Annotated in this window: 18 protein-coding genes; 13 read left to right on the top strand and 5 right to left on the bottom strand. The window is 67.4% G+C overall.

The annotated features are described in order from the left end of the window. Nucleotides 1–95: 95 nt before the first annotated feature. Nucleotides 96–1289 (bottom strand): DesA family fatty acid desaturase, encoded by a 1194-nt coding sequence (locus ACZ6YI_RS14275; protein ID WP_465779249.1) that lies wholly within the window; start codon nt 1287–1289, stop codon nt 96–98. 236 nt (nt 1290–1525) lie between these two features. Between ACZ6YI_RS14275 and ACZ6YI_RS14270 the strand changes: the two genes are divergently transcribed. From ACZ6YI_RS14270 to ACZ6YI_RS14245, 6 genes are all read left to right on the top strand, one after another. Continuing rightward, a complete protein-coding gene (locus ACZ6YI_RS14270) occupies nt 1526–2257 on the top strand; it encodes an ABC transporter ATP-binding protein (RefSeq protein ID WP_465779248.1) in 732 nt (243 codons plus the stop codon). After that, complete coding sequence (locus tag ACZ6YI_RS14265) at nt 2254–3009, top strand: ABC transporter permease (RefSeq protein WP_440327347.1); 756 nt, start codon at nt 2254–2256, stop codon at nt 3007–3009. Before ACZ6YI_RS14270 ends, ACZ6YI_RS14265 begins: the two co-directional genes overlap by 4 nt. Next, complete coding sequence (locus tag ACZ6YI_RS14260) at nt 3009–4355, top strand: GldG family protein (protein ID WP_465779247.1); 1347 nt, start codon at nt 3009–3011, stop codon at nt 4353–4355. Before ACZ6YI_RS14265 ends, ACZ6YI_RS14260 begins: the two co-directional genes overlap by 1 nt. A gap of 2 nt (nt 4356–4357) precedes the next feature. Then, a complete protein-coding gene (locus ACZ6YI_RS14255) occupies nt 4358–4828 on the top strand; it encodes a hypothetical protein (RefSeq protein ID WP_465779246.1) in 471 nt (156 codons plus the stop codon). A 140-nt stretch (nt 4829–4968) separates the two neighbouring features. Then, complete coding sequence (gene mutM, locus ACZ6YI_RS14250; RefSeq protein ID WP_465779245.1) at nt 4969–5781, top strand: bifunctional DNA-formamidopyrimidine glycosylase/DNA-(apurinic or apyrimidinic site) lyase; 813 nt, start codon at nt 4969–4971, stop codon at nt 5779–5781. A gap of 89 nt (nt 5782–5870) precedes the next feature. Then, nucleotides 5871–7097 carry a PI-PLC domain-containing protein gene (locus tag ACZ6YI_RS14245; protein ID WP_465779244.1) on the top strand — a complete coding sequence of 409 codons (1227 nt, stop codon included), beginning with the start codon at nt 5871–5873 and terminating at the stop codon, nt 7095–7097. Between the two features lie 74 nt (nt 7098–7171). On the opposite strand, the gene ACZ6YI_RS14240 is transcribed toward ACZ6YI_RS14245, so the two are convergent. Next, nucleotides 7172–7945 (bottom strand): hypothetical protein, encoded by a 774-nt coding sequence (locus ACZ6YI_RS14240; RefSeq protein WP_465779243.1) that lies wholly within the window; start codon nt 7943–7945, stop codon nt 7172–7174. Then, on the bottom strand, nt 7942–8595 hold the full coding sequence (locus ACZ6YI_RS14235; RefSeq protein ID WP_440328108.1) for a thymidine kinase: 654 nt from the start codon (nt 8593–8595) through the stop codon (nt 7942–7944). The genes ACZ6YI_RS14240 and ACZ6YI_RS14235 overlap by 4 nt, the downstream gene beginning before the upstream one ends. A 142-nt stretch (nt 8596–8737) precedes the next feature. Between ACZ6YI_RS14235 and ACZ6YI_RS14230 the strand changes: the two genes are divergently transcribed. Next, complete coding sequence (locus ACZ6YI_RS14230; RefSeq protein ID WP_465779242.1) at nt 8738–10732, top strand: UvrD-helicase domain-containing protein; 1995 nt, start codon at nt 8738–8740, stop codon at nt 10730–10732. A 91-nt stretch (nt 10733–10823) separates the two neighbouring features. Here the strand turns inward: ACZ6YI_RS14230 and ACZ6YI_RS14225 are convergent, their stop codons facing one another. Beyond that, on the bottom strand, nt 10824–11843 hold the full coding sequence (locus ACZ6YI_RS14225) for an AI-2E family transporter (protein WP_465779241.1): 1020 nt from the start codon (nt 11841–11843) through the stop codon (nt 10824–10826). 52 nt (nt 11844–11895) lie between these two features. After that, complete coding sequence (locus ACZ6YI_RS14220; protein WP_465779240.1) at nt 11896–12912, bottom strand: AI-2E family transporter; 1017 nt, start codon at nt 12910–12912, stop codon at nt 11896–11898. Nucleotides 12913–13055: 143 nt separating this feature from the next. Between ACZ6YI_RS14220 and ACZ6YI_RS14215 the strand changes: the two genes are divergently transcribed. The 6 genes from ACZ6YI_RS14215 to ACZ6YI_RS14190 all read left to right on the top strand — a co-directional run bounded on the left by ACZ6YI_RS14215 (nt 13056) and on the right by ACZ6YI_RS14190 (nt 24914). After that, nucleotides 13056–13973 carry a 5'-nucleotidase, lipoprotein e(P4) family gene (locus tag ACZ6YI_RS14215; RefSeq protein ID WP_465779239.1) on the top strand — a complete coding sequence of 306 codons (918 nt, stop codon included), beginning with the start codon at nt 13056–13058 and terminating at the stop codon, nt 13971–13973. Between the two features lie 242 nt (nt 13974–14215). After that, entirely contained in the window at nt 14216–15184 is a 969-nt protein-coding gene (locus ACZ6YI_RS14210) for a hypothetical protein (protein WP_465779238.1), read from the top strand. A gap of 17 nt (nt 15185–15201) precedes the next feature. After that, on the top strand, nt 15202–17811 hold the full coding sequence (gene plsB, locus ACZ6YI_RS14205; protein WP_465779237.1) for a glycerol-3-phosphate 1-O-acyltransferase PlsB: 2610 nt from the start codon (nt 15202–15204) through the stop codon (nt 17809–17811). Between the two features lie 103 nt (nt 17812–17914). Then, nucleotides 17915–21145 carry a dermonecrotic toxin domain-containing protein gene (locus ACZ6YI_RS14200; RefSeq protein ID WP_465779236.1) on the top strand — a complete coding sequence of 1077 codons (3231 nt, stop codon included), beginning with the start codon at nt 17915–17917 and terminating at the stop codon, nt 21143–21145. A gap of 18 nt (nt 21146–21163) precedes the next feature. Then, nucleotides 21164–21943, top strand: a complete 780-nt coding sequence (ubiE, locus tag ACZ6YI_RS14195; RefSeq protein WP_465779235.1) for a bifunctional demethylmenaquinone methyltransferase/2-methoxy-6-polyprenyl-1,4-benzoquinol methylase UbiE — start codon at nt 21164–21166, stop codon at nt 21941–21943. Between the two features lie 115 nt (nt 21944–22058). Beyond that, a complete protein-coding gene (locus tag ACZ6YI_RS14190; protein ID WP_465779234.1) occupies nt 22059–24914 on the top strand; it encodes a hypothetical protein in 2856 nt (951 codons plus the stop codon). Nucleotides 24915–24924 lie beyond the last annotated feature (10 nt).

The raw sequence follows: 24924 nt of genomic DNA, 5'->3' as shown, positions 1-24924 counted from the left end.
GAAAAACCCGCCGAAAGGCGGGTTTTTTTTGCTCCCGCAAGAGCAATAAAAAAGCCCGCCAATGGCGGGCTTTTTTACGCTGCAATGTGGAGGGCTTACGCGCCGACGGCGGAGTAACCCTTCAAGCGCTGCGCGAACTGCTGGAGCGAGCGGATGCCGCTTTCCTCGGCTTCGTGGATCCACTGCTGGAGCGCGCTGAGCGCCTTGTCGGCACCACGCTCTTCCATCAGGGCGACGAGCCGGGCGCGGAAATCGCACACCGTCTGCAGCGCCGGGCGGTTGGCCAGGGCGGCGTGCATGCGCTCGCGGGCATCGTTGTCGAGCCAGCGGCCACCATCGGCCAGCGCACGGCGCAGGCGACGCGGCACGGCCTTCATGCGATCGCCGGCCTGCTCCACTTCCTCGCGCATCGTCGGGAGAATGACGTTGCGGTAGTAGTCCGTGGTCGCCTGGAAGCGCAGGGTGAGCACACCCTTCAGCGTCTCGGCATCCGGCAGGTGTACGTTCGGGCGGATGTTCAGCGTGGGGGCCACGCGGAGCACCTTGGCGAGACGGAACACACGCAGCGTGCAGATCGCCGCCCAGCCGATATCGAACTCCCACTTGCGCAGGGCGAACTTCGCCGAGCTCGGGAACGCGTGGTGGTTGTTGTGCAGCTCTTCACCGCCGATCCAGAAGCCCCACGGCGAGATGTTCGTGGCCGTGTCGCTGCTCTCGAAGTTGCGGTAACCCCACCAGTGGCCGATGCCATTGACGAAGCCGGCGGCCCAGAACGGGATCCACAGCATCTGCACGGCCCACAGCGCCATGCCGATCACGCCGAACAGCGAGAAATCGATGACCGCCATGAGCACGGGGCCCCAGTACGGGTGCTTGCCGAACAGGTGGCGCTCGAACCAGTCATCCGGGGTGCCGCGGCCGTACTTCTCCATGTCGGCCTTGTTGTAGCTGGCCTCACGGTAGAGCGACACGCCGTCCAGGAAGACCTTCTTGATACCGAAGATCTGCGGGCTGTGCGGATCTTCCTCGGTCTCGACCTTGGCGTGGTGCTTGCGGTGGATGGCGACCCATTCCTTGACGACCATGCCGGTGGCGAGCCAGCCCCAGAAGCGGAAGAAACCGTTGAGCGTCCAGTGGAAATCGACGCCGCGATGGGTGGCGCTGCGGTGGTAGTACAGCGTCACCGTGAAGATGGTGAGCTGGGTGACCACGAGCATGTAGACCACGATCTCGCCCCACGAAGCGCGGGTGAGGCCGTTGGCCAGGAAGTCGAGCACCGTGTCGAACATCGAGTCGTTACCGCTTGGGTAGTGAAGGGGATGTACAGTTGTGCAGTCTATATGGGCGACCCCGTACCCACCAGCACGGAACGCGGCAAAATGTGAAGCCCATGGTTGTGGGAAATGCGGCGCTTTCCGCACAATCGCCGGATGACCGCGACCCGCCCTGTTCAGCCATGTGAAGACCGCCGGGCGCGTTGCCCGCAGGATCCCGCGCGTTGCGCGACGATGGGCGATTTAGTCGCATGATCGATACCGGTTTGCTGAATGTCGCCGGCGTTTCCCGGCGCCGGGCGGGACGCGCCGCCGTGAGCGACGTGAGCTTTTCACTGAACCGCGGTGAAGTGTTGGGGCTTCTGGGCGTCAATGGCGCCGGTAAGTCGACCACCCTGCAGATGCTCGCCGGGGCGCTGAAGCCTGATACGGGCTCCATCCGGCTCGACGGGCGCGATTTCGTGGCGCAGCCGACGATCGCCCGCCAGCTGATCGGCTGGCTGCCGGAAAGCGCGCCGCTCTGGCCCGAACTCACGGTGGAAGAGCACCTGCAGGCGTTCGCGGCGCTCCGCGGCGCCGCGCGGACCGCGGCCCGCGCCGCCGCCAGCGCGATTATCGAGCGCCTCCAGCTGGGCGAGCTTCGGCGCCGCCTGGCAGGCGTGCTATCGCAGGGCCAGCGACAGCGACTGGGCCTGGCCTGTGCCCTGGTCCACGAACCGGCCCTGCTCATCCTCGACGAACCCGCCAACGCCCTGGATCCTGTCCAGGTCGGTGAACTGCGCAAGCTGATCCGCGAACGCGCCGCCGCCGGCAGCGCCGTGATCCTTTCCACCCATGTGCTGGCCGAGGTGGTCGCCGTCTGCGATCGCGTCGCGATCCTGCATGAGGGGACGCTCCGCCACGACGCGCCCCTGGGCGGCGCGGAAGGTGGGAAGGCGCTCGAATCCACCTTCTTCTCGATCGCCACCGGAGCGGCCGCATGAGCCTCGCCGCCGTCACGCGCCTGGAACTACGCCGCCTGGCCGTTCGCCCGCTCGCCTGGGCGCTGGCGGCGCTGACGATCGCGTGGCTCGCCTGGACCTTCGTGCTTGGGCTCGGCCAGTTCCTCGGCATGCAGGTCAAGCTGGCCGCGGTCGCCGACGCGCCCGGGTTCACCGATCTCGTAGCCATCCCCCTGCTGGCCGAACTGGTCAAGCTCTCCTTCCTGGTCGTGCCGCTGATGACGATGTCGCTGATCGCCGGCGAGCGCCGCACCGGCACGCTGGCCCTACTCGCGTCCACGGGCCTGCCTGCCTGGCGCATCGTGATCGGCAAATACCTCGCGGTCCTCGCATGGCTTGGCCTGTGGCTCGCCGCCACGCTCGCGATGCCACTGATCGTCGGCGCCAGCGGGAGCGCCGACTGGGGCAAGCTGGCCGCGGCGACGCTGGGCACGGCCCTGGTGCTGGCGACGCTGGCGGCGATCGGCCTGGCCTGCTCGGCTGCCACCGCGTTTCCTGCCATTGCCGCGGCGATGGCGCTCATCATCACGCTCGCGCTGTGGACTATCGACCGTGGCGCGCAGGCCGCCGGCATCAGTGGCGGCTTCCTCGACTGGCTCACGATGGCCACCCACCTGCAGAACCTGCTGCGCGGGCTGGTGACCTCGGTCGACGTGCTCTGGTTCGTCCTCGCCATCGCGCTGTCGCTCACCCTCGCCATCCGCCGCCTCGGCACCGACCGGGAGCGTCAGTAATGCGCCGCCTTGATCGCTGGCTCGTCGTCATCGGGCTTTTCATCGCGACCGGATGCCTCGGCTTCCTGAGTTCGCGCCACGTTTGGACGGCCGACTGGACCCGCGGCGCGCGCGCCAGCCTCGCGCCGGAAAGCGTCGCCGTGCTGTCGAAGCTGCCCGGCACGGTGGATGTCGTCGGTTACCTGTCGCCGACCGGCCCGCTGCGCGAGCAGACCGCGGCGGTGATCGAGCGCTACAGCCGGGAGAAGCACGACCTGAAGCTGTCCTTCGTCGATCCGGACCTCGATCCTGCGGCGTCGCGCCAGCTCGGCATCAGCGGCAACGGCGCGCTGCTCGTCCGTTACAAGGGGCGCGAAGAGCGCGTCGAGAGCCCGATCAACGAGCGCAACCTGTCGAATGCACTTGAGCGCCTCGCCCGCGGGGGCGAACGCATCGTCGCGTTCGTCACCGGCGATGGCGAACGCCAGGCTGACGGTGTCGCCAACGCCGACCTGGGCACCTTCATGCAGCAGATGGAGCGCCGCGGCATGCGCGCCGTGCCGCTCAACTTCGGGCAGACGCAGGGCGTGCCCGAACACACCGACCTGGTCGTGCTGGCGAGCCCCTCGGCGGCACTTACCCCGCAGGCCGTCGGTGCGCTGGTGGATTACGTGCACGGTGGTGGCAACCTGCTGTGGCTCACCGAGCCAGGCAATGCCGATTTCGGCACGGGCGCACTCGCCGATGTACTGGGCGTGCGCGTGCTGCCGGGCGTACTCGTCGATGGCCAGGGCAGCACGCTCAATGTGAAGGACCCACGGATCATCGTGGCGTCGGACTATCCGTTCCACGCGATCACCCGCGCGTTCCGCGATACGACCCTGTTCCCGCAGGCTTCGGCGCTCGCGCAGGTTTCCGACCATGACTGGGCCGTCGTGCCGTTCCTGCGCTCGAGCGATCGCAGCTGGACCGCTTTCGGCGGCATCGACAATGACAAGCCATCGACGATCGCCTTCCACCCCGAAACCGGTGAGCTGAAGGGCCCACTGGATTTCGGCTTCGCGCTGAACCGGCTCTCACCCAGCCCGGAGAAAAGCGAGCAGCGCGCGGTGATCATCGGCGACGGCGATTTCCTGTCGAACACGTACGTCGGCAACGGCGGCAATCGCGCGCTCGGCGAACGCATCTTCAACTGGTTGCTCGGCGATGACGTGCTCGTGGACCTGCCAGCTCGCGGGGCACCTGACCGGGTCATCACGGTGTCGCAGGACGGCCTGAATGCGCTGACGTTCGGCTTCCTTGTCGCGCTGCCCGTGCTGCTGATCGCGTGCGGCGGATTCATCGCCTGGCGCCGCCGGAGGCGCTGAGGATGCATGCGCGGATCATCGGGGTCGTGGTGCTGCTCGCGCTGGTCGGCGCCGTGGCATGGCAGATGCACTCCGACGATGCCGATGTGCTTGCCCACACGCTGACGCCGCTCGACCCTTCGACCGTGCAGCACGTCGACATCACCATGAAGGGCCTTCCTCCCCAGCGCTTCGACCGAGAGGGGGACCACTGGAGTGGCACGGACCAGGGCCGGCCAGCCGACCTCGCCGCGCTGGCTTCCACGCCCGTAGCCGAGTGGAAGCCGGCGGCCGACTTCGCACCGGCCAACATCGGACTGGCCCCGCCGCTCGCGGTCCTGACCCTCGACGGCACCCGCATCGAATACGGCGACCTTTCAGCCCTGGGCCGCCAGCGCTACGCCCGCATCGGCGACCGCATCGCGCTCATCCCCGCCCAGGCCATGCCCCGCCCACCCCGCACCCAGGCCCTGCCTACGAAGCCGATGCTCTAGGTGCTGTGGGCAAAACGCTGTGGGAGCGTGCTTGCACGCGATGGGTGGTGCCGCGAGCACCCATCGCGCGCAAGCGCGCTCCCACAAGGAAGTGCGCGTGGTGTCTTGCCCTTCCTCCCATTTCGCCCAATATTCCGGCCATGCCCGAATTACCCGAAGTCGAAACCACCCGCCGCGGCATCGCCCCGCATATCGAGGGGCGCCGCGTCACGGGCGTGATCCTGCGCCGCCCGGACCTGCGCTGGCCGATACCGGCCGAGGTGTCGTCGCTGCTGCCCGGCCAGGTCGTGGAGAGTGTCGACCGCCGGGCGAAATACCTGTTGCTGGAAACCAGCGCGGGCACCGCGCTGCTGCACCTGGGCATGTCGGGCATGCTGCGCGTGCTTCCCGCCGACACGCCGATCGCGAAGCACGACCACGTCGATATCGCGTTTGATACCGGCAAGGTCCTGCGCTTCACCGATCCGCGTCGCTTCGGCGCCCTGCTCTGGCAGAACCCCGGCGAGACCCACGAGCTGCTCGAAGGGATCGGCCCGGAGCCGCTGACGGACGCGTTCGACGGCGAGCGTTTGTTCGAGCTTTCGCGCGGCCGCAGTGCCGCGGTGAAGACCTTCATCATGGATAACGCGGTGGTCGTCGGCGTGGGAAACATCTATGCCAGCGAAGCCTTGTTCGCTGCGGGCATCGATCCACGGCGCGCGGCGGGGAAGGTCTCGTACGAACGCTATGTCCGCCTCGCCGCGGAGATCAAACGGATCCTTGCGTACGCGATCACCCGCGGCGGCACCACGCTGCGTGACTTCCTGGCGCCCGATGGCGCACCCGGCTATTTCTTCCAGGAGCTGTTCGTGTATGGCCGCGCCGGCGAGCCGTGCAAGGTGTGCGGGACGCCTGTTCGCGTCGTTACGCTCGGGCAGCGCGCGTCGTTCTGGTGCCCGTCTTGCCAGAGGTGAATTCCTACATTGATGTCGTCCTTCGCCCGATAGCGTGAAGCGCGCACGCCTCCGTAGGCTAGCCCCTCCCCACCCACGCAAGGATGCGTATGAAGAAGCTCATGCTGGCGGCGCTCGCCGCGGCTGCCGTGCCCGCAGCGCACGCACAGACCACGCTAGATCGGCCATTCAACGAATACACCTGGCTGACGGCCCATAACGCCTTCGCGAACACGCTCGTTCCGAGCCAGACGCTTTCCCTCGGCGCGCAACTCCAGAGGGGCGTGCGCGGCCTGATGCTGGATATCCACGAGAGCAATGGACGCGTGCGCCTGTGCCATGGCGGCTGCCTTGGCACCGAACCAACGCTCGCCGATGCACTGAACAAGCATGTCCTGCCCTTCATGCGGCAGGTGCCGCAGGCCATCGTCACGCTTCACCTCGAGGACTACACGAGCCGCGCCGCGCTGGCCGCGGAACTGTCGCTGGCGCCAGAGGCAGCTCGCCTCTCGTTCTCGCCGGAACAGTGGACGCGTGAGCGCTGGCCCACGCCGCGCGAGATGGCAGACGCGGGCCAGCGGCTGGTCATCTTCACGCAGCAACGGGATAACGCGGGTGCCCTGCCAACCGTGGGAGGACCCGCGCATGTCCTGCATGACCGCACCTACACCTCGGAGAACCACTGGGAGCTCGGCCGGACCATCTTCGAGCACGATGCCTCCTGCACCAGCCGCTGGGAGTCACCCGGTCTTTCCAACGGATCCACGTGGGGCCCGCGCGAGTGGCCGCGCCTCTTCGTGATGAACCACTTCCATGGTGCGCCGCTTGGCAATCACAGCGCTGCAGACAACAGCTACGACGCGCTGCGGTCACGCATCGACGATCATTGCCGCCCAGCGGCGGGCCGCAAGCCGAACTACGTGGCGGTGGATTTCGTGGAAGCCGGACAGGCGGCAAGCGTGGTCGCCGCGTTGAACGCCGGTGTGATCGAGTTCTTCGACGAACCCGCGGGCAAGGGCGAACGCATCTGCGCGGTGGCGGCGGGTGCGCGGCGGACGGTGATGCTGGAGGAATATGCGGGCGACCGCTGCCCGCCCGATCGCCTGCGCTCGGCGGTGGTGCGTGATGTACGGGCCGGCACCCGCATCGAACTGGCCGAAGCGGCGACGCACGATTCGGCGCGAACCATCATCACGGTGAAACACGATCTGGACGGTGAACGCGCGCTGGTACACGACCTCCGCGCCGCGCAGGAGGATGAACACCTCAAGGTGAGTTCATCCGCCAGCGGTTTCGCGAAGGGCGTGCTGCAGGTAGCGTTCGCGACCGCCCGTTAATTGTGGGAGCGCCCTTGGGCGCGATGGGTTTGCCGCAAGCCCCATCGCGCGCAAGCGCGCTCCCACAACGACGACTAGCGCGGCCAGCGCATCTCGGCGTGGGAGTTGTTGAAGCGGGGGTCGTTCTCGTCGCCGTGCAGTGCCACGGTGAGATCGACGGGGAGGCCCGCGACTTCGACGGCCTGGCCATCCTGGAAGCGAGCGCCGAGCGCGCCAAGATCGACGAGGCTTTCCGCCAGCGCGCCGACGCGGTCGATCTCGTTGTCCGGCACGTTGGTGAAGCTGAAGTCGGGCCGGCCAAACTTGCGCATGCCACGCGTACGAATCCACGAGCGGCCCTTCGTTTCTTCCGGGCTGCAGAGGATAAGCACGTGATGCCGGGTCGGCGCGCCGCCCTGGATCAGGTAGTGGTCGCGCCAGGCATCGGCACTGAACAGGGAAAGGATTTGGGGATCGACGACGACCTTGCCACCGACATCCGTGAGCGCGGCGACCACGCCCAGCGTGTCACGCAGGTAGCCAAGGTCTTCCCGATCCGGGAAGCGGCCACGGATCACCATGACGTGCGGTGCATCCTTCGCGGCCTTGAACGCCTCGGGGTTGTCCTCGGCAAGGAGTTCGCCCAGCGCGCCGGCGAGCGGGTAGCCCTCCCATCGCGCCAGCACGCTGTTCTGCATGCGCTGCATCTCGATGCCTTCAGGGAGGCCCGGGCTGCCGTATTTCATGGCGGGGATGGCGACGTCCTCGGCGAAACCGCCAAACACGAAGAACAGCAGCACACCCTGCTCATCGCTGGGCTGCCAGTAAGGGCGCGGCCATTCGGCGGCGGTGTTCGTCGTCTCGGTCACGCGTCGTGTCCTTCAGTGGGTTCGCTTTCGCCAAGCGGCAGCACAGGCTGCTGCAGCTCAATACGGCCATCGCCCGCGGTGATGCTCTTGAATTCCGCACGGCTCACGGAGACATAGCGGTCGTTGCCGCCGATCTCAACCTGCGGCCCCTGGGTCACGGCGCGGCCGTGTTCATCCACGCGCACGACCATGGTGGCCTTCTTGCCCGAGTGGCAGATGGTCTTGATCTCGTCGAGGTTATCCGCCCAGGCCAGCAGGTACTTGCTGCCCTCGAACAGCTCGCCCCGGAAATCGGTGCGCAGGCCATAGGCCAGCACCGGGATGCCCAGGCGATCGACCACGTCGGTGAGCTGCCAGACCTGGTTTTTCGAGAGGAACTGGGCCTCGTCGACCAGCACGCAGTTCAGGGTACCGCGCTGGGCGATGTCCTTCTCCACGATGGCGAAGATGTCTTCCTCGCCCGCGAAGCGCATGGCGCGGGCCTGCAGGCCGATCCGCGAGGCCACGATGCCCTCCCCGTACCGGTTATCCAGCGCCGGGGTGAGGATCAGCGTCCGCATGCCGCGCTCGTGGTAGTTATGGGCGCTCTGCAGCAGGGTCGTGGTCTTGCCGGCGTTCATCGCCGAATAATAGAAATACAGCTTGGCCATGCGCTTTCCTGGTCTCGACCGGGCATTTTAGCGAATCCGGCACGTCCCCGGGCCTTTCCGGTCGCCCGGGCCGGGCGGCTGGGCGGCGGTCCTGCTACCATCGCCTCCTCGTCCGTTCGCCTGCCCGCCCGGGCCGATCCCGATGCTGAATCCGCAACAACACGCGGCTGTCGAGTACTGCGACGGCCCCCTCCTCGTGCTCGCTGGCGCCGGTTCCGGCAAGACCCGCGTCATCACGGAGAAGATCTCCCACCTCATCTCCCGGCGCCACCTGGCGGCGGAGAAGATCGCCGCGATCACCTTCACCAACAAGGCGGCGAAGGAGATGCGTGAGCGCGTGGGCAAGCTCATCTCGGATGAGTCGGCGCGCGCCCTCACCGTCTGCACCTTCCATGCGCTGGGGCTGAAGTTCCTGCAGATCGAGCACGCGCGCGCGAAACTGCGCCGCGGCTTCTCCGTGCTGGACGCGGACGACAGCGCCAACATGATCAAGGAGCTCTCGCCCAAGGGCGTGAAGCCCGAGGTGATCCAGGGCATCCGCAATCTGGTAGGCAAGGCGAAGAACGCCGGCCTCACCCCGGACGAAGCCATGGCCGCGGCGCGCACCGCGCGCGAGATGGAAGCCGCGACCATCTACGACCTGTACCAGCAGCGCCTGGCCGCGTTCAACGCGGTGGATTTCGACGACCTGATCCGCCTGCCGCTCACCATCCTGGAGAGCGATGACGAAGCGCGTGCCATCTGGCAGGAGCGCCTGCGCTACCTGCTGGTCGACGAATACCAGGACACCAACGACGCGCAGTACCGCCTGCTGAAAGCCATCGCCGGACCCAAGGCGAGATTCACCTGCGTGGGTGACGACGACCAGAGCATCTACGCCTGGCGTGGTGCGAACCCCGAGAACATCGACCAGCTCGGCCGCGATTACCCGCACCTGCAGGTCATCAAGCTCGAACAGAACTACCGCTGCGCCAAGCGCATCCTTCGCGCCGCCAACAAGCTCATCGCGAACAACCCGCACGTGCACGAGAAGCGGCTGTGGAGCGACCATATCGAAGGTCCGCCCATCCGCGTCATCGAGTGCAAGGATAACGACCACGAGGCGGAGAAGATCGCTGCCATCGCCTCGAGCCTGCATGAGCGCTACAAGGACAAGGGTTGCCGCTGGGACGATTTCTGCATCCTGTATCGCGGCAACTTCCAGGCACGGCCCATCGAGAAGGCGCTGCGTCTGGCGCGCGTGCCATACCACCTGAGCGGTGCGCTCTCGTTCCTCGACCGCGCGGAAGTGAAGGACATCCTGAGCTACCTGCGCCTGCTCACGAACCCCACGGACGATGCGGCCTTCCTGCGCATCGTCAACACGCCGAAGCGCGAGATTGGCGCGACCTCACTGGAAAAGCTGGGCGAGATGGCACAGGCGCGCAACGCCTCGCTGCTGGATGCCGCGCGCAGCGACAGCGCGCTGAAGAACATCGCTCCGCGGCCGGCTTCCGCCCTGGCCGGTTTCGCCCGCCTGATGGACGAGCTGCGCAGCCATGCCGTCCACGAAAGTGCCGCCGACCTCGTCACCACGGTGATCGAGAAGACCGGTTACGGCGCGCACGTGGCGGCGAGCACGACGGATGAGGTGTTGCGCGAGCGCCGCATGGGCAACCTGCGCGAGCTCATCGACTGGTTCCGCGCGATGGGCCGTGATGGCGGCCGCACGGGCGACATCGCGCAGCAGCTTGCGCTGCTGAGCCATGCCGATCGCGACGACCCCGGTAATGCGCTGCGCATGATGACCCTGCATTCGGCGAAGGGCCTGGAATTCCGCTTCGTCTTCATCGTGGGCTGCGAAGACGGAACCCTGCCCCATGAAGGCGCGATCGACGAGGGCCGCCTGGATGAAGAGCGGCGACTGATGTACGTGGGCATCACCCGCGCCAAGGAAATGCTGACGCTGTCGTTCTCCGCGCGCTCGCGCAAATACGGCGAGGTGCTGAACAACGATCCAAGCCGCTTCCTCGAAGAATTGCCGGACGACGACCTGCACTGGGATGGGCAGGACCCGGAAGCCGATGCCGAAGTGAAGAAGGAAACCGCGGAGTCGCACATGGCCCGCATCCGGGCGATGCTGGCGGGCAACGGCTGAGCCACTGTTTTGTGGGAGCGCGCTTGCGCGCGATGGCAGGTGCGGCAAAACCCATCGCGCGCAAGCGCGCTCCCACGACAGCAGCTGCGGCTCAGATCAGGTTTTCCGCCTCGAGCTCGCTCTTCAGGTACGCGTAGTAGATCGGCCCGGCCACCAGGCCGCCGATGCCGAACGCGGCCTCGAACACCAGCATCGCCACCAGCAGCTCCCACGTGCGCGCGCGGATCTGCCCGCCGACGATGCGCGCGTTGAGGAAGTACTCGAGCTTGTGCACGACCACGAGGAAGCCCAGCGCGGCGACGCCGACCCACAGGCTGACCGAGAGCGCGGCGATCGTCACCAGCGTGTTCGAGATCAGGTTGCCGACCACGGGTAGCAGGCCGACCACGAAGGTCACGATCACCAGCGTCTTCGCCAGTGGGACGTGGATACCCATGATGGGCAACGCGATGAGCAGGAACACGGCCGCCAGCGAGGTGTTGATGGCCGAGATCTTCAGCTGGGCGAAGATGATGTTGTGGAACGCCTCCGCGAGGCGCGTGGCCCGCACGGACAACTCGTAAGCGAGCGGCCGCGACGGCCGGCCACCGCTGCCATGCGACACGGCCACGATGGCGCCCAGCACCAGGCCGATCAGGATATGCGCGAACACCCGCGCGGCCGTCGTGCCCATCAGGCGCAGGTCGCCCGAGTGTTCATGTGCCCAGCCCATGCCCTGCGAACGGAAATCCGCGAAGCTGTCGGGAAGGTTCCCGGTGATCCACACCGGCAGTTGCTCATGCGCCTTGTCGAGCAACGGCAGCAGCTTCTCGTCCCACAATTGCTGGGGATCGCCCAGGTCGTGGCGGTAGAAGCTAAGCCCCGACACCACCAGCAGGACGATGACGCCCACGATCACCACCGCGACCACGGCGACGGCGATCAGGCGCGCCCGTTCGCCCGGGATCGCCCGGCGGATCAGCGGGGTCATGGCCTCCACGACCTCGTACACCAGCAAGCCGGCCAGCAGGGCCGAGATCAGGTGCAGCATGAGCACGCCCCACAGCGCGAGCGCGGCGAGGACATAAGTGGCCAGGCGAATGGCGCGGGAATCCCCGGGGACGCGAACCATGCTGAAACTCCTTGCGAGCGTGGGGCGGATTCCAGCAGCCGGGCGATGAACGCTAGATCAAGCGCTCGGCTTCCAGTTCAGCCTTGATGTAGGCGTAGAAGATGGGTGCTGCAACCAGCCCAGGCAAGCCGAAGGCCGCTTCGAACACCAGCATGGCCACCAGCAGCTCCCACGCCCGGGCCCGGATCTGGCCGCCGACGATGCGCGCGTTGAGGAAATATTCCAGCTTGTGGATGAGGATGAGGAAGGCGAGTGCGCCCAGGCCCACGTAGAGGCCGACGGACAGGCCGACGATCGTGATAGCCGTGTTCGACAGCAGGTTGCCGATGACCGGCAACAGGCCGACGATGAAGGTGATGACGATCAGCGTCTTCGTCAGCGGCAGGTGCTGGCCGAACAGCGGAAGCACCACGACCAGGAAAATGGCCGTGAACGCGGTGTTGACCAGGGAGATCTTGATCTGGGCGAACACGATGTTGTGGAACGCATCGGCGAGCCGCGCGCAGCGCAGGCCGAGTTCCGCGGCGAACGGGCCGATCTGGTGCGTGGGCCGCGCACGGCTGAGCGCGACGAACGCGCCGAGGACCAGGCCGAGCACGATGTGGACGAACACGCGCGCCGCTTCCTTGCCCGCCAGCTGCAGGGTCACCGCGTGCGAGCGCACCCAGTCGAGCGCCGTGACCCTCAGCGCATCCACGCTCTCCGGCAGCATGCCGACCACGGTGGGAGGCAACTGCTGGCGTGCGCGCTCGACCATCGGCATGAGCTTGTTCTGCCACAGGTCGGCCGGGTTGCCGATCTCGGTGCGGAAGAAGCTGATCGCACCCAGGATAAGCAGGGTCAGCAGGCCGACCACGATCACGCCCACGAGGGCGACGGCCAGGATCCGCGCGCGCTCGCCCGACAGCCGGCGGCCCATCAGCGGCGCCACGGAGAGCACCACCTCGTAAACCAGCAACCCGGCAAGCAGGGCCGGCAGCAGGCGCAGGAACATCACCAGCAGGAGGGCGACGCCAGCGAGGACATAGCTGGCGATGCGCACGGCGCGGGTTCGGGTTTCGGCGTCCATGGCAGGCTCGTCGTGGATGAGGGCGCAGTCTGTCAGGACACGGGGGGCGCGCGCCATAGGCGTGCCGCCGTCGTCACCCTGTCGTAAACTGCCGCCACAATCGCCGGCCCTCGGGCATTGGCGCCCGACTTTCAGGGGATCCCATGATGAAGTTCGCCCCGGCCGCGCTTGCGGCCGCCCTCGTCCTCGCCGGTTGCGCATCGGCGCCGCACGCACCGTCCGCCACGACGCCCGCACCCGAAGCCGCCGCCACGGCCGCGCCGGCGCCCGCCGCGAAAGGCCCGGCCGCCGACGACAACCTGAACGCGGTGCTGTGGTCGCAGACGTCGAACGAGCACGACTTCATCTACATCCAGGCGTTCCGCAACGCGCAGGAGAAACTTCTCAAAGCGAAGGCTGACCCGACGTGGGATGCCCTCGCCAAGGATGACCGCGCCGCGCATCCGTCCCTCAAGGGCCTGAAGCCCGCCGTGGTCCTCGACGTGGATGAAACCGCGCTGGACAACTCGCCCTACCAGGCGCGCCTGATCCGCTCAGGCGGCGAGTACAACGAGGCCGAGTGGGCCGCGTGGTGCCAGGAAGAAAAGGCGAAGCCGATGGCAGGCGCCGTGGCCTTCACGCAGTTCGCGGCAGCCCACGGCATCGAGGTGCTGTACATCTCCAACCGTGCGAAGGACCTCAACGACGCCACGCTCGACAACCTGCGCAAGGCCGGCTTCCCGGTGGCGGGCAAGCAGTCGTTCCTTGGCCTGGGCACGTTCGTCGAAGGCTGCGAGCAGGCCGGCTCCGAGAAGGGTTGCCGCCGCCAGCTGATCGCCGGCAAGTATCGCGTGCTGATGCAGTTCGGCGACCAGATCGGCGATTTCGCGAACGTCTACGGCAATACCGCCGAGGGCCGCGCCAAGGCCATGGCGCCCTATGCGGCCTGGATCGGCGAGCGCTGGTTCGTCCTGCCGAACGCGACTTACGGCAGCTGGGAACCCGCGCTGTTCGATAACGACTACACTCTGCCTCGCGAAGAGCGCCGCCAGAAAAAGATCGACGCGCTGCGAGTCAATTAAATCAATCATTTAGGCATAGTTTCCTGACGTATTGCTTTAGCAATGTCAGGCAACTATCATGTGCCTCGCCGAAACCTGCGGTGCCGAAAGCAAAGCAGGCAAGGCCATTTCCCTTACCGGCTTCGGGCCGGATAACCCCGTGAGACGATTCGTCTCCGGGGTTTTTCTTTATGTGACGCCACTTGCCGCCCGGCCGCGCCCCTCGTAACCTCGCCATCCCCCGACGTATGGACGACGCAGCCATGAAGCGCTTTCACCCCACGGCCTGGGTGCTGGTGTTGGTACTGGCGCTGTTCGCCGGCTGCAACCGGCACAAGGAAGCACCCGGCACGCCCGGCGGCGGTTCGCCCGAGGACGCGATGCGCGATTCGCTCGAACTGATCCGCGAAGGCAAGTTCGACATGTTCTGGCAGCACGCCCTGCCCCCGGCCGACTTCGCCGCGCTCAAGGCGGACTGGCCACGCCGCAACGTCGCCGCCGAACCGGTCAACGACGATGACCGCGCGAAGTTCGAGAACGGCGTAAAAAGGCTTACCGAGCCCGATGCCGAGAAAAAACTCTATGCCGACCTGCGCCCGGCCCTGGTTCGCTTCGACAAGGAATACAAGGACCAGATGCCGCTGCTCACCGGCGTGGCGCAGTCGATGGCGCTCACCGCCATCGACCAGGCCACCGACCTCACCATCCCGCAGAAGCGGCAACTGCGCGAGGCCGTGAACGTCATCGCACCGTGGGCGCAAACCGTGGGCTGGGGCGACCAGGCCAAGGCGAAGCAGGCGATCTCGATCCTGGTGGACACCGCGCGCAAGGCACGGCTCAGTACGCCGGAAGCCCTGCACACCATGGACTTCAACCAGTCCATGGCCGCTTATTCCACGATGTGGCTGGGCTTCAAGAACCTGTTCAACGTGTACGGGCTCTCGCTCGACAAGAGTTTCGACTCGGTGAGCATCGATACACTCGAGAACACTGGCGGCACCGCGCACGTCAAGATCACCTACACGATCCTCGACAAGCCGATCCAGACCGACGCCACGCTCGTCCTGCTCGACGGGCGCTGGTATGACAGCGACCTGCTCCAGAGCGTCCGCAACCAGCACGTGAGGCTGAACCCGCCTCCGCCGCCCGCCAGTGCCCCGCCACCCGCGGCGACCGCGGTGGCGCCGCCCCACGACCCGGCCGCCCCCGTGGCGGCCGCGAAGACCCGCTAAGGCCGTACAATCCCACGATGTCCGAATTACCGATGAGTGCGGATCCGCACGTCCGCGTCGCCCGCTCCCCCTGGTGGTTCAAGCTGCTGGGGCGCGTCCTCGAGCCGTGGGTGCGCATCAAGCGCGACCCGGCGGAGCCCGCCGCCCTGCTGAAGAGCGATGCGGCCGTGTGCTACGCCATCGAGCGCGATGGCACGTCCGATGCGCTGATCCTGGAACGGGCATGCCGCGAGGCCGGCCTGCCCAGCCCCATGCAGCTGCTGGACCTCCCCGGCCGTCGCCGCCGCTCGGTGTTCTCGCTGAGCCGCCAGCGTGGCTGGCTGTTTGGCCGCACGGACACCCATGGGCCGAAGGAGCCCATCGGCCAGCTCATCCGCGCCATTGAAGAAGACCCGACGCGCGATATCCAGGTCATCCCCGTGTCCATCTATGTCGGCCGCGCGCCCAACCGCGAAAGTGGCTGGTTCAGCGTGCTCTTCGCAGAGAACTGGCTGGTCGTCGGTCGCTTCCGGCGCATGCTGGCGTTGCTGCTGAATGGCCGCGACACCGTGGTGCATTTCTCCGAACCGGTGTCGCTGCGCAACGTGCTGTCGGAATCGCAGGGCCTGACCAATGAGCGCCTGACCCGCAAGATCGCCCGCGTGCTGCGTACGCATTTCCGCCGTATCCGCGCGGCGGTGATCGGACCCGACCTGTCGCACCGGCGTACGGTGGTCGACGCGGTGCTGACCGCACAGCCGGTACGCGATGCGATCGCCGCCACGGCCAGCAAGGAAAACATCAGCCACGCGAAGGCCGAGCGACGCGCGCGCGATTTCGCGCTCGAGATTTCCGCCGACTACTCGCATCCGGTCGTGCGCTCCACCTCGTTCCTGCTATCCAACTTCTGGAACAAGCTCTACGACGGCATCGCGATGCACCACTTCGACAAGGCCCGCGCCGCGGCGCCTGGCCATGAAGTGGTCTACGTACCCTGCCACCGCAGCCATACGGATTACCTGCTGCTCTCGTACCAGCTGCATCATTCGGGCGTCGTGCCGCCGCATATCGCGGCCGGCGTGAACCTCAACCTGCCCGTCGTCGGCCCGATCCTTCGTCGCGGTGGCGCCTTCTTCCTGCGCCGCAGCTTCAAGGGCAACGCGCTGTACTCGGTGGTGTTCAACGAATACCTGGCGCAGCTGGTCGATCGCGGCGTGCCGCTGGAGTACTTCATCGAAGGTGGCCGCTCGCGCACGGGCCGCCTGCTCGCCCCGCGCGCCGGCATGCTGGTGATGACCGTCCGCGCCTTCCTCCGCGCGCCGCGCCGCCCGGTGCTGTTCCAGCCCGTGTACATCGGCTACGAAAAGCTGATGGAAGGCAAGTCGTACGTCGGCGAGCTCTCCGGCAAGCCGAAGGAGAAGGAATCCCTGCTCGGCCTCATCCGCGGCCTGAAGGTGCTCCGCCAGCGCTACGGCCACGTCACGCTCAATTTCGGCGAGCCGATCCAGTTGACCCCGATGCTGGATGGCGTGGCACCCGACTGGCGCGAGACGACGGCTGACCCGGATACCAAGCCGGACTGGCTCAACAGCGTGGTCGATGACCTCGCCGAAAAGATCCAGATCAACATCAACCGCGCCGCGGACGTGAACCCGATCAACCTGCTCGCGCTGGCGCTGCTGGCCACGCCGAAGCACGCCATGGCGGAGAACGACCTGCTGGCGCAGCTCGAGCTCACGAAGGCGCTGTTCCAGGAGCTGCCGTATTCCGATCGCGTCACGATCACCGCCATGAACCCGCAGGGCATCATCGCGTACGGCGAGCAGATGGGCTGGATCCGCCGCATCCGCCACCCGCTCGGCGACGTGCTGGTCACCGAGGGCGAACAGGCCGTCCTGCTTTCCTACTTCCGCAACAACGTGCTGCACCTCAATGCAGCCGCGGCTTGGGTGGCGGCGTGCTTCCTCAATAACCGGCGGATGTCGCGCTCGTCGGTGGCACGGCTTGGCCGGATCATCTACCCGTTCATCCAGGGTGAGCTGTTCCTGCCCTGGGATGACGAAGGCTTTGCGAAGCAGGTGCAGGACACGATCGATTTCTTCGTCCGCCGCGGCATACTCGAAGCCTCGTCCGAGGGGCGCGTGCTGGAGCGCGGGCCGGGCCAGGACGATGGCGCGTACCAGCTGCGCGTCATCGCACGCAGCATGCTGCAAGCGTTCGAACGCTATTACATCGCCATCGCCGCGCTGGTGAAGAACGGCCCGCACACGATGTCGGCGGGTGAGCTGGAGACCGCCTGCACACTGACCGCGCAGCGCCTTGGCATGCTCAACGAGCTTTCCGCGCCCGAGTTCTTCGACAAGGCGCTGTTCCGCGGCTTCATCCAGAAGCTGCGCGAGGCCCGCGTCGTGTGGACCGATGAGAATGGCAAGCTCGATTTCAGCGATGCACTGGAAGACATGGTGCGCGATGCGCGCGTCATCCTCGCGCGCGAAGTGCGCCACTCCATTCTCAAGATCACGCCGGGTGGGGACAACGATCGCGACCTCGATGCACGCCCACCCAGCGACCCCGGCGAAACCACGGCGGAGTCGCTGCATGATCGTCACGTCGCGAACGAGCACGAACGTCACCATGGTCAACACTGACGTCCGATAGAGGGTTTCGCCTACACGGCGTAGGCGTCTTACCGGGCAGACCGGTGCGCTGGTCCTACCTAACCTTTGCGAACCACCACGCAAAGGAACGTCAATGGATATGACGCCGCCGCAGGCACCGCCTGCGCAGAACCAACCCGCCCACCAGGCCGCCACCGCCGCGTTCGAGAACCTCGTCGCGGCGCACGCGGTGCTTACCGCCGATATCGCGGCACTGCCGCCGATGCCGGCGGATCCCGCCAAGGCGCCTGCCCTGCTGGCCGCCCTCGACGGCTACTGGTCCCCGGCGCGCCGACAGGCTGCCGTCGAGCAGGTGCGCAGCGTGGCCGCGAACCTCGCCACCCTGCGCCAGGCCGACGAGACGCTGGATGCCGAGTCGGCCGGCATGGTCCGCGCGCTCGCGACACACCGCGGCGACGGCCCGGCACCCGGCATCGACGCGCGTTGCCCCATGTTTGCAGGCCGGCCGCTCGCCGGGAGCCTGGTCGTCGCCCGCCAGGGCGGCGAGGGCAGCGCACTGCTATTCACCGCTGACGCCGGCTGGGAACGTTATGCCAGCCTCGATGCACTGCACGACGCGTTCGGCCAGCGCCTGCGGCAGCACATGGCCGACGATGGCGGCGTGCCCGGCATGGCACGGCGCCCCCTGGCCGCCCAGGCGCTACCCTCAGTGACCTCCGCAACATGCACCGGCGGCGCGTTCTCCGCGTACGTCGATACCGCGCTCGCGGTTCAACGCGAAAGGGTAGCCGAGGCATGGGTGGGCTGGTTGGTGACCGCGACCGATCCCCATCGCGACATCGTGCTCGGCGATACCGTCACCGCCGAAATGGCGCGGCCGCTGGTGAACGTGGAAGCCTTGCTGGCACACCGGCATGCACGCCTGGTGAGCCTGGTGAACGAGGCACGCCTGGCGCAGGTCCCCGCCGAGGTTGCGAGCGGCTGGCAAGACGCCGCCGCGCACTACGCCGCCATGCAGGAGACGTACAAATCGGCAGATGCGGGCATCGAAACACTCACCGCCTTCGCGGCCCAGGAAACCGCGGCGCGGTTGGCAACCCTGGGGATCACGACCTCGCCTGCAGACATCTTCATCAAGGCGGACTACTGGCGGGACGCGGCCGTGCGCGCCCAATCGCTCGAGGCCTTGTTCGATGGTACGCGACCCGCCCGCATCGGCTTGCTGGATCTCGTGTACCAGAACATCGCATCGTTCGATCCGGTCCAGCTCAGCGCGGTTGACGCCGCGGGCCAGCCGCTGGCCGCATTGACAGACACGGCCATCCGCTCGCTTGTCCGCGACCTGGACCTCGCCACGCGCTACCGCGATCACCTTGTTGCCGCCTATCGCGACGGCGAGACCGCCGGGCAGCGCCGCGAGGCCAACACCACGCTGCTGCTCGCGCGCATGCGCATGCAGGCGGCGGAGGCACGCCTGTCGTACTACCTCCCGGGTGAGCCACGCTCGTTCCGTCCCGACCATGCCGAGCGCGGGTTCCGCTGGGTCGAAGCCGTGCTGGATGCCCCCTCGCCGGCGGGACGCGCGCGCGTGGACCAGCACGAAATCGTCGCGAGGCAGGTGACCTACCAGGGCACACCGCTCAAGGACGTACTGGAGATCGGCGTACGCCAGACCGAGGCCGTCCCGACCGTGGTGCTCTACACGCCCGATGCACCGGATGGCGTGGTGTTCCGCGAGTTCGACGATCGTGCCGAGGCCGCACGGCGTTTCTTCCATCACCCGGCGTTCCGCGAGTACCTGCTTGATCGCCTGCCGAACGAATATGCCAGGCCGCAGTCGGATGGTGGCAATCGCGCATTCGCGGGCGACCACCTCGCGCACTGGGTGCTCGGGGCGCCCGTCGATGCCGCTTATACGAAGACGGCGGAGCCTTTCGCGCAACGCGTCGTCGAGGGCAACGTCCTTGAAGCGGTCTACGACACCGGCGTGCAGCAGGCGCTGCGCAACGTCGCATTCTTCAGCCGCAGCGCGGAGGATGCGAATTGGGAATGGCTGGTCGACTGGCCGCGGCGCCTGCTCTTCGACAACCTGGTAGCCAATGCGGTGAAGGGCATTGTCTACGCGCCCGTGCATGCCGCGCAGGCCTCCTGGCGGCTGTACGACAGCCTGAAGGAGGGCGACCATGCCCGCGCATTCGTCGACTTCGCCGACTTCTACGTGGCGTCGCTGGGGATCATCGCCCCGCAGACCGTCGCGCCTTCGGCACGGGGGCTGGTTGCCGCGCGTTTCCGCCAGGGCGGCAAGCTGGTGGGTGGCCGGCCCGTGACGCAGGCGGCCGTGGCGTTCGAACCCCGGTTTGAAGCGAGTCTCGTGCCGGCCGGATCGTCCGCGGGCACGGATGGCATCGTGATGCTGGGTGCCCGGCGCTACATCGAGCAGAACGGAAAAATGTATGGCGTGCGCTACGACAGCGACTTCGCCACCTGGCGGCTCGAGCGCCAGGGCGCCCCGCATGCGTGGGGGCCGGCCATTCGCCGGACCGAAGCGGGCACCTGGGCGTTCAACGAGGTGGGCCTGCAGGGCGGGAGCGGACGCGGGGCTGCCCGTGTGCCCGGCCCGCCCGATCACGCCAACGGGCGTCCGTTCAATCGCTATATGGAGGAACTCGAGCACGCCTTCCCCAACCCCACCGAACGGGAACTCGTCGCCGGCGTGATGGAGGCGGAGGCGCGCAGCCTGCCGACGCCGGCCGTCATTACCACCGCCCAGCGCACGCGCTGGTCCGCGGCGGCTGAACGCGCCGCAGCCGCGCAGGCCATGTCCACCCAGGAGCGCCTCATCCTTGCGCAGAGCCGCCCACTGGATCTCAGCCCACTCCCGCCGGCCCGCCCGGCCGCTCTCCCCGTGGCACCCCCCGTACCCGAACCGTTCCGCCGGATCGAGCAGGCACGCGTCCCGGAGGAGATGTGGTACTACGGCCAGCTTCCCTTCCGCGACAGCCGGCTGCACCGCCAGCGCACGAACCGCGGTTACAACCCCCACTGGGCCCACCTGCATGGCGAGTGGCTCGGCGGTGGTCTCTACGGGGTCCGTGTCACCACCGTGCCGCCGACCGCTCCGCTCGCCGATATCCAGCGAGCGGTCGGGAACCGTGCGTTGACGCGGTCTACCACCTTCGCCATCCGGTTGCGTCCCCGCGAATTCCTCCAGCGGGAGGCCGCGCTCCCCTCGGGCGCCAGCGTGGAATACATCGGCATCGATAGCGCCAACGGCACCAAGTACTTCCTGCGCCCGACCAGCGAGGCCTTCATCCGCCTCGACGCCAGCGATATGCAGATCACCCACCTCGGGCGCGAACCCTGATCGGCCCCATGCTCGCCGATGGGCCGCAACCCCGGTACCATCGGCGGCATGGCTACCGACAAGACCACCCATTTCGGGTTTCGCGACGTCCCCGTGGCCGACAAGCAGAAGCTTGTCGGCCAGGTGTTCACCTCCGTCGCGCGTAACTACGACCTCATGAACGACCTGATGTCGTTCGGCATCCATCGGCTCTGGAAGCGCCACTTCGTGGCCGTCAGCGGCGTCCGCCGTGGCGATCGCGTGCTCGACCTGGCTGGCGGCACCGGTGACATCGCGGCCCTGCTCAAGCCCGTCGTCGGTGACGAAGGCGAAGTGGTCGTTGGCGACATCAACGCGGCGATGCTGGGCGTCGGCCGCGACAGGCTGACCGACCGCGGCCTGGTCGCTGGCCTGCGCTGGGCGCAGATGAATGCCGAGGCGCTGCCGTTCCCGGATGCCAGCTTCGATGCCATCACCATCGCTTTCGGCCTGCGCAACGTGACCGACAAGGAAAAGGCGCTGGCCGACATGCAGCGCATCCTCAAGCCTGGCGGTCGTGTCCTTGTCCTCGAGTTTTCGAAAGTGCAGAGCCCGCTGCTGTCGAAGCTGTACGACGTGCACTCGTTCAAGGTGCTGCCGCACCTCGGGCGACTGTTCGCCAATGACAGTGACAGCTACCAGTATCTCGCCGAGTCCATTCGCAAGCATCCCGACCAGGAGACGCTGAAGGGGATGATGCTTGGCGCCGGCTTCGGCCATGTCGAAGTCCGTAACCTGAGCAATGGCATTGTCGCGATCCATCGCGGCTACAAGCTGTAGGGCTCGACCTACACTGCTTTACAGGAAACCTTGCGGCGTTGATGGCACCCGCCCGGCATAGCGGGTGGGGCCTTCAACGTAGGCTAGCCGGGACATTCACCATCCCGAGGCCGCCATGGATCTGCAGCCCCCGCAGGCACCGCCTGCCGCCGTTCAATCCACCACCCAGAACCCTTCCGATATCCATGCCCGCATGGAGGCGACGCGCGCGTGGATCGATGATGCGCTCGCAGCGGAACCCATCGTTCCCGACACGATGGATGGGATCACGCGCACGACGTTCCTTGCAGCACTGGGCGCCGTCTGGAACGACACCGGCATCAGCGCGCTCGCCGATCGCTTCGCGAGCGTCATGCACGATGATGCGCTCCTCCGCCAACACGACGGCACGCTGTCCGCCACGGAGCAGCAACGCATTGCCGTGTTCACCGCCGCGCGCGGCCTGATCAGCCCGCCAGGCGTGGAGCCGCGCGAGCTCCTGTTCTCAGGTGAGGTCTATGCGGGTGCGCTAGCCCTCGCCGGTGCATCCTCCGATGCGCCGGCGCTGCTGTTCATGCCCGACCGCGGCTGGCAGGCATTCGCGTCACTCGATGCGCTGCATACGGAACTCGAACGACGTACGCGCCATGAACTGGTAGCGCGCGACACGTTGCCGGGCCTGCGAGTCGAGGTGGTCGACCGCATGGTGCGCGAGGATCACTTCGTCACCTCGCGTGCGGCTCCCGCGGATGCTATCCGCTCCATGGCCCGCACGGCTATCACCACGCGCCGCGCACAGGTGACCGACGCCTGGGATACGGTCGCCCTCGGTGACAGCCCGGCAGGCGCCGCCGACGCCGTACGCACTGCGCTCGACCTGCACCGCCATCTCGATGTCGACGCCATGCGCATCGATCGCCTTCAGCGCAGGCTGCTCACCCGGCATGCTGCGCGGCTTGCCTCAGTCCCCGCCGACGCGCGCGAGGAGTGGCGGCTCGAGGTCGACGCACTCCGGCGCGAGTACGACCAGGCGACCGATGCCCTGGACGCGAGCGGAACGGCTGCGCTTCCCACGCCACCGGGCGATATGGCGTCTCCCGACGCCATCCGCGCCTATCGCCTTGCGCTTGCCGACGCGTTCGCGCCGAATGGAGCGGGGCGCATCCGCGAGCACGTCGCTGCACGCATGCTCCGCGCGCGCGTGGCGGCTGCGTCGGCCGACGCGCGGCTGGGCTATTACCTGCCTGCGCAGGCGCCGGGTTACATCGCCGATCGTGACGAACGCGGCCACGCGTGGATGCGCGCGGTGGTCGATAGCCCAGCGGCTGCGACGCGGCGGAAGATCCAGGGCCATGACATCGTGGTTCACCAGTTCACCTACCGCGGTGCCGTGGTGGGCGACCTTTTCATCGTGAGTGCACGTCGGCGGGAGAGCGTCCCGCGCGTGATCCTCTACACGCCGGACGCACCCGATGGCCGCAGCGTGCGCGAGTTCGAGGACGCCGGGCAGGCGGCACGTGCCGTGCTGTACAACCCGCTGTTCGAAACCTGGCTGCTCGATCGCCTTCCCGCGTCGCACGCAAGTCTCGACGCGAATGGTGTTCGCCACTTCGATATCCCCGAAGAGGTACGTCGCAGCCGGTGGGTGCTCGCGCAGCAAAGCTCGGGCACGCAAACCGTGACCGCCGAGGTATTTGGCGAACGCGAAGTGACCGGCAACGTGTTCGAAGCGCTGCATGCCGCGTCGGTGTCACGCATGTCGCTTGACATGACCGATCTGGAATCTGCGCTTCGCGCCGCGGGCCCGGTCGCCCCGCTGCCGTTCGCCGGCGCGTTGGGCGATGTCGCCAACGGCACGTGGATGGTCCGCCAGTTCTTCGTGGACATTGGCCGTGGCATGCGCGCACTCTGGCGTACCGAGGATGCCTTGCGCGCGGGGGCCTATCGCGAGGCCTTCGTGGATGCGACTGAGGCCTATGTCGCGCTGCTGGGCGTCGTCCCGGCGCTTCACGTCGCAGCGCGCCCCGCCGCGTACGTCCGCTACGCCGTCCCCGGCTGGATCCGCAATCCCCTGGGCAGTGCGGCGCGCCTGGATCGGCGGTATGCGGCACCGGATATCAACCTTGCAGGTAGCCGCCCGGATGCACAGGGCATCCACACGATCGGCGGCCGGCGTTACGTCGCAGACGCGGAAGCAACTTACGAAGTGCACTTCGACGATGCGCACGCCACCTGGCGTCTCACCCGGCCCGGCGTGGCGGATGCGCATTACACGGGGCCCGCCATCGCGTGGTCGCGTGCCGGCTGGCACCTGCGTACCGATCTCGGCCTTCGCGGCGGCCGCCGTGGTCCCGACGTGTATCCGCCTGAACATCGCATCCGCACGGTCAGCGAGAGCGACTATGCGGATCTCACGATGCACCAGCGCGGTGAATTCGTGCGTGTGCTGCGCCAAAGGCTGGGCGGCACGATGGGAGACGATCTCCACGCCGATGTGTTCATCGCCGCGGGCGCCCCGGTGTCGGTAGGGCCGCGCTTCTGGCATGCGTGGCGCAGCGCGCTGGAGGCCGGACGGCGCGCACCGCTCGTTCGGCCTGCCCCACCGGCGCCCCCGGTGGTCGCACATCCGCCATGGCGGGAGCTGCTACCCGAGGCCTGGCCGGAAGCCGTGTGGTATCAGCCACCGGCTTACGCGCTGCCGTTGGATCATCCCAGTGTCTACCTGCCCGTCGAGCGCGTGGGTGGGTCCGGCCTGTCGGGCGTGGCCGCGACAGGCCAGGCACCCGCCGTCCCCAACGGCGGCACGGCCAGCCCTTGGGTGCGGATCAACCTGCGCCAGGTGCGAGCGGCAGGCGCGCCACCAGGCCGCCCGGCGCTGCGGGTTTTCATCGATGACAGCGCTGCCCACCCGTCTTACCTCGTTCGTGGCAACACGGATGCGCAAGGCACGTTCCTCGTGCTCCAGCCCGGGCAGTTCCTGGCCGGCCCCTGACGGGCCAAAA

The sequence above is a fragment of the Luteibacter sp. NPDC104163 genome (assembly GCF_055584245.1).
This window is presented reverse-complemented; position numbering and strand designations above follow the sequence as displayed.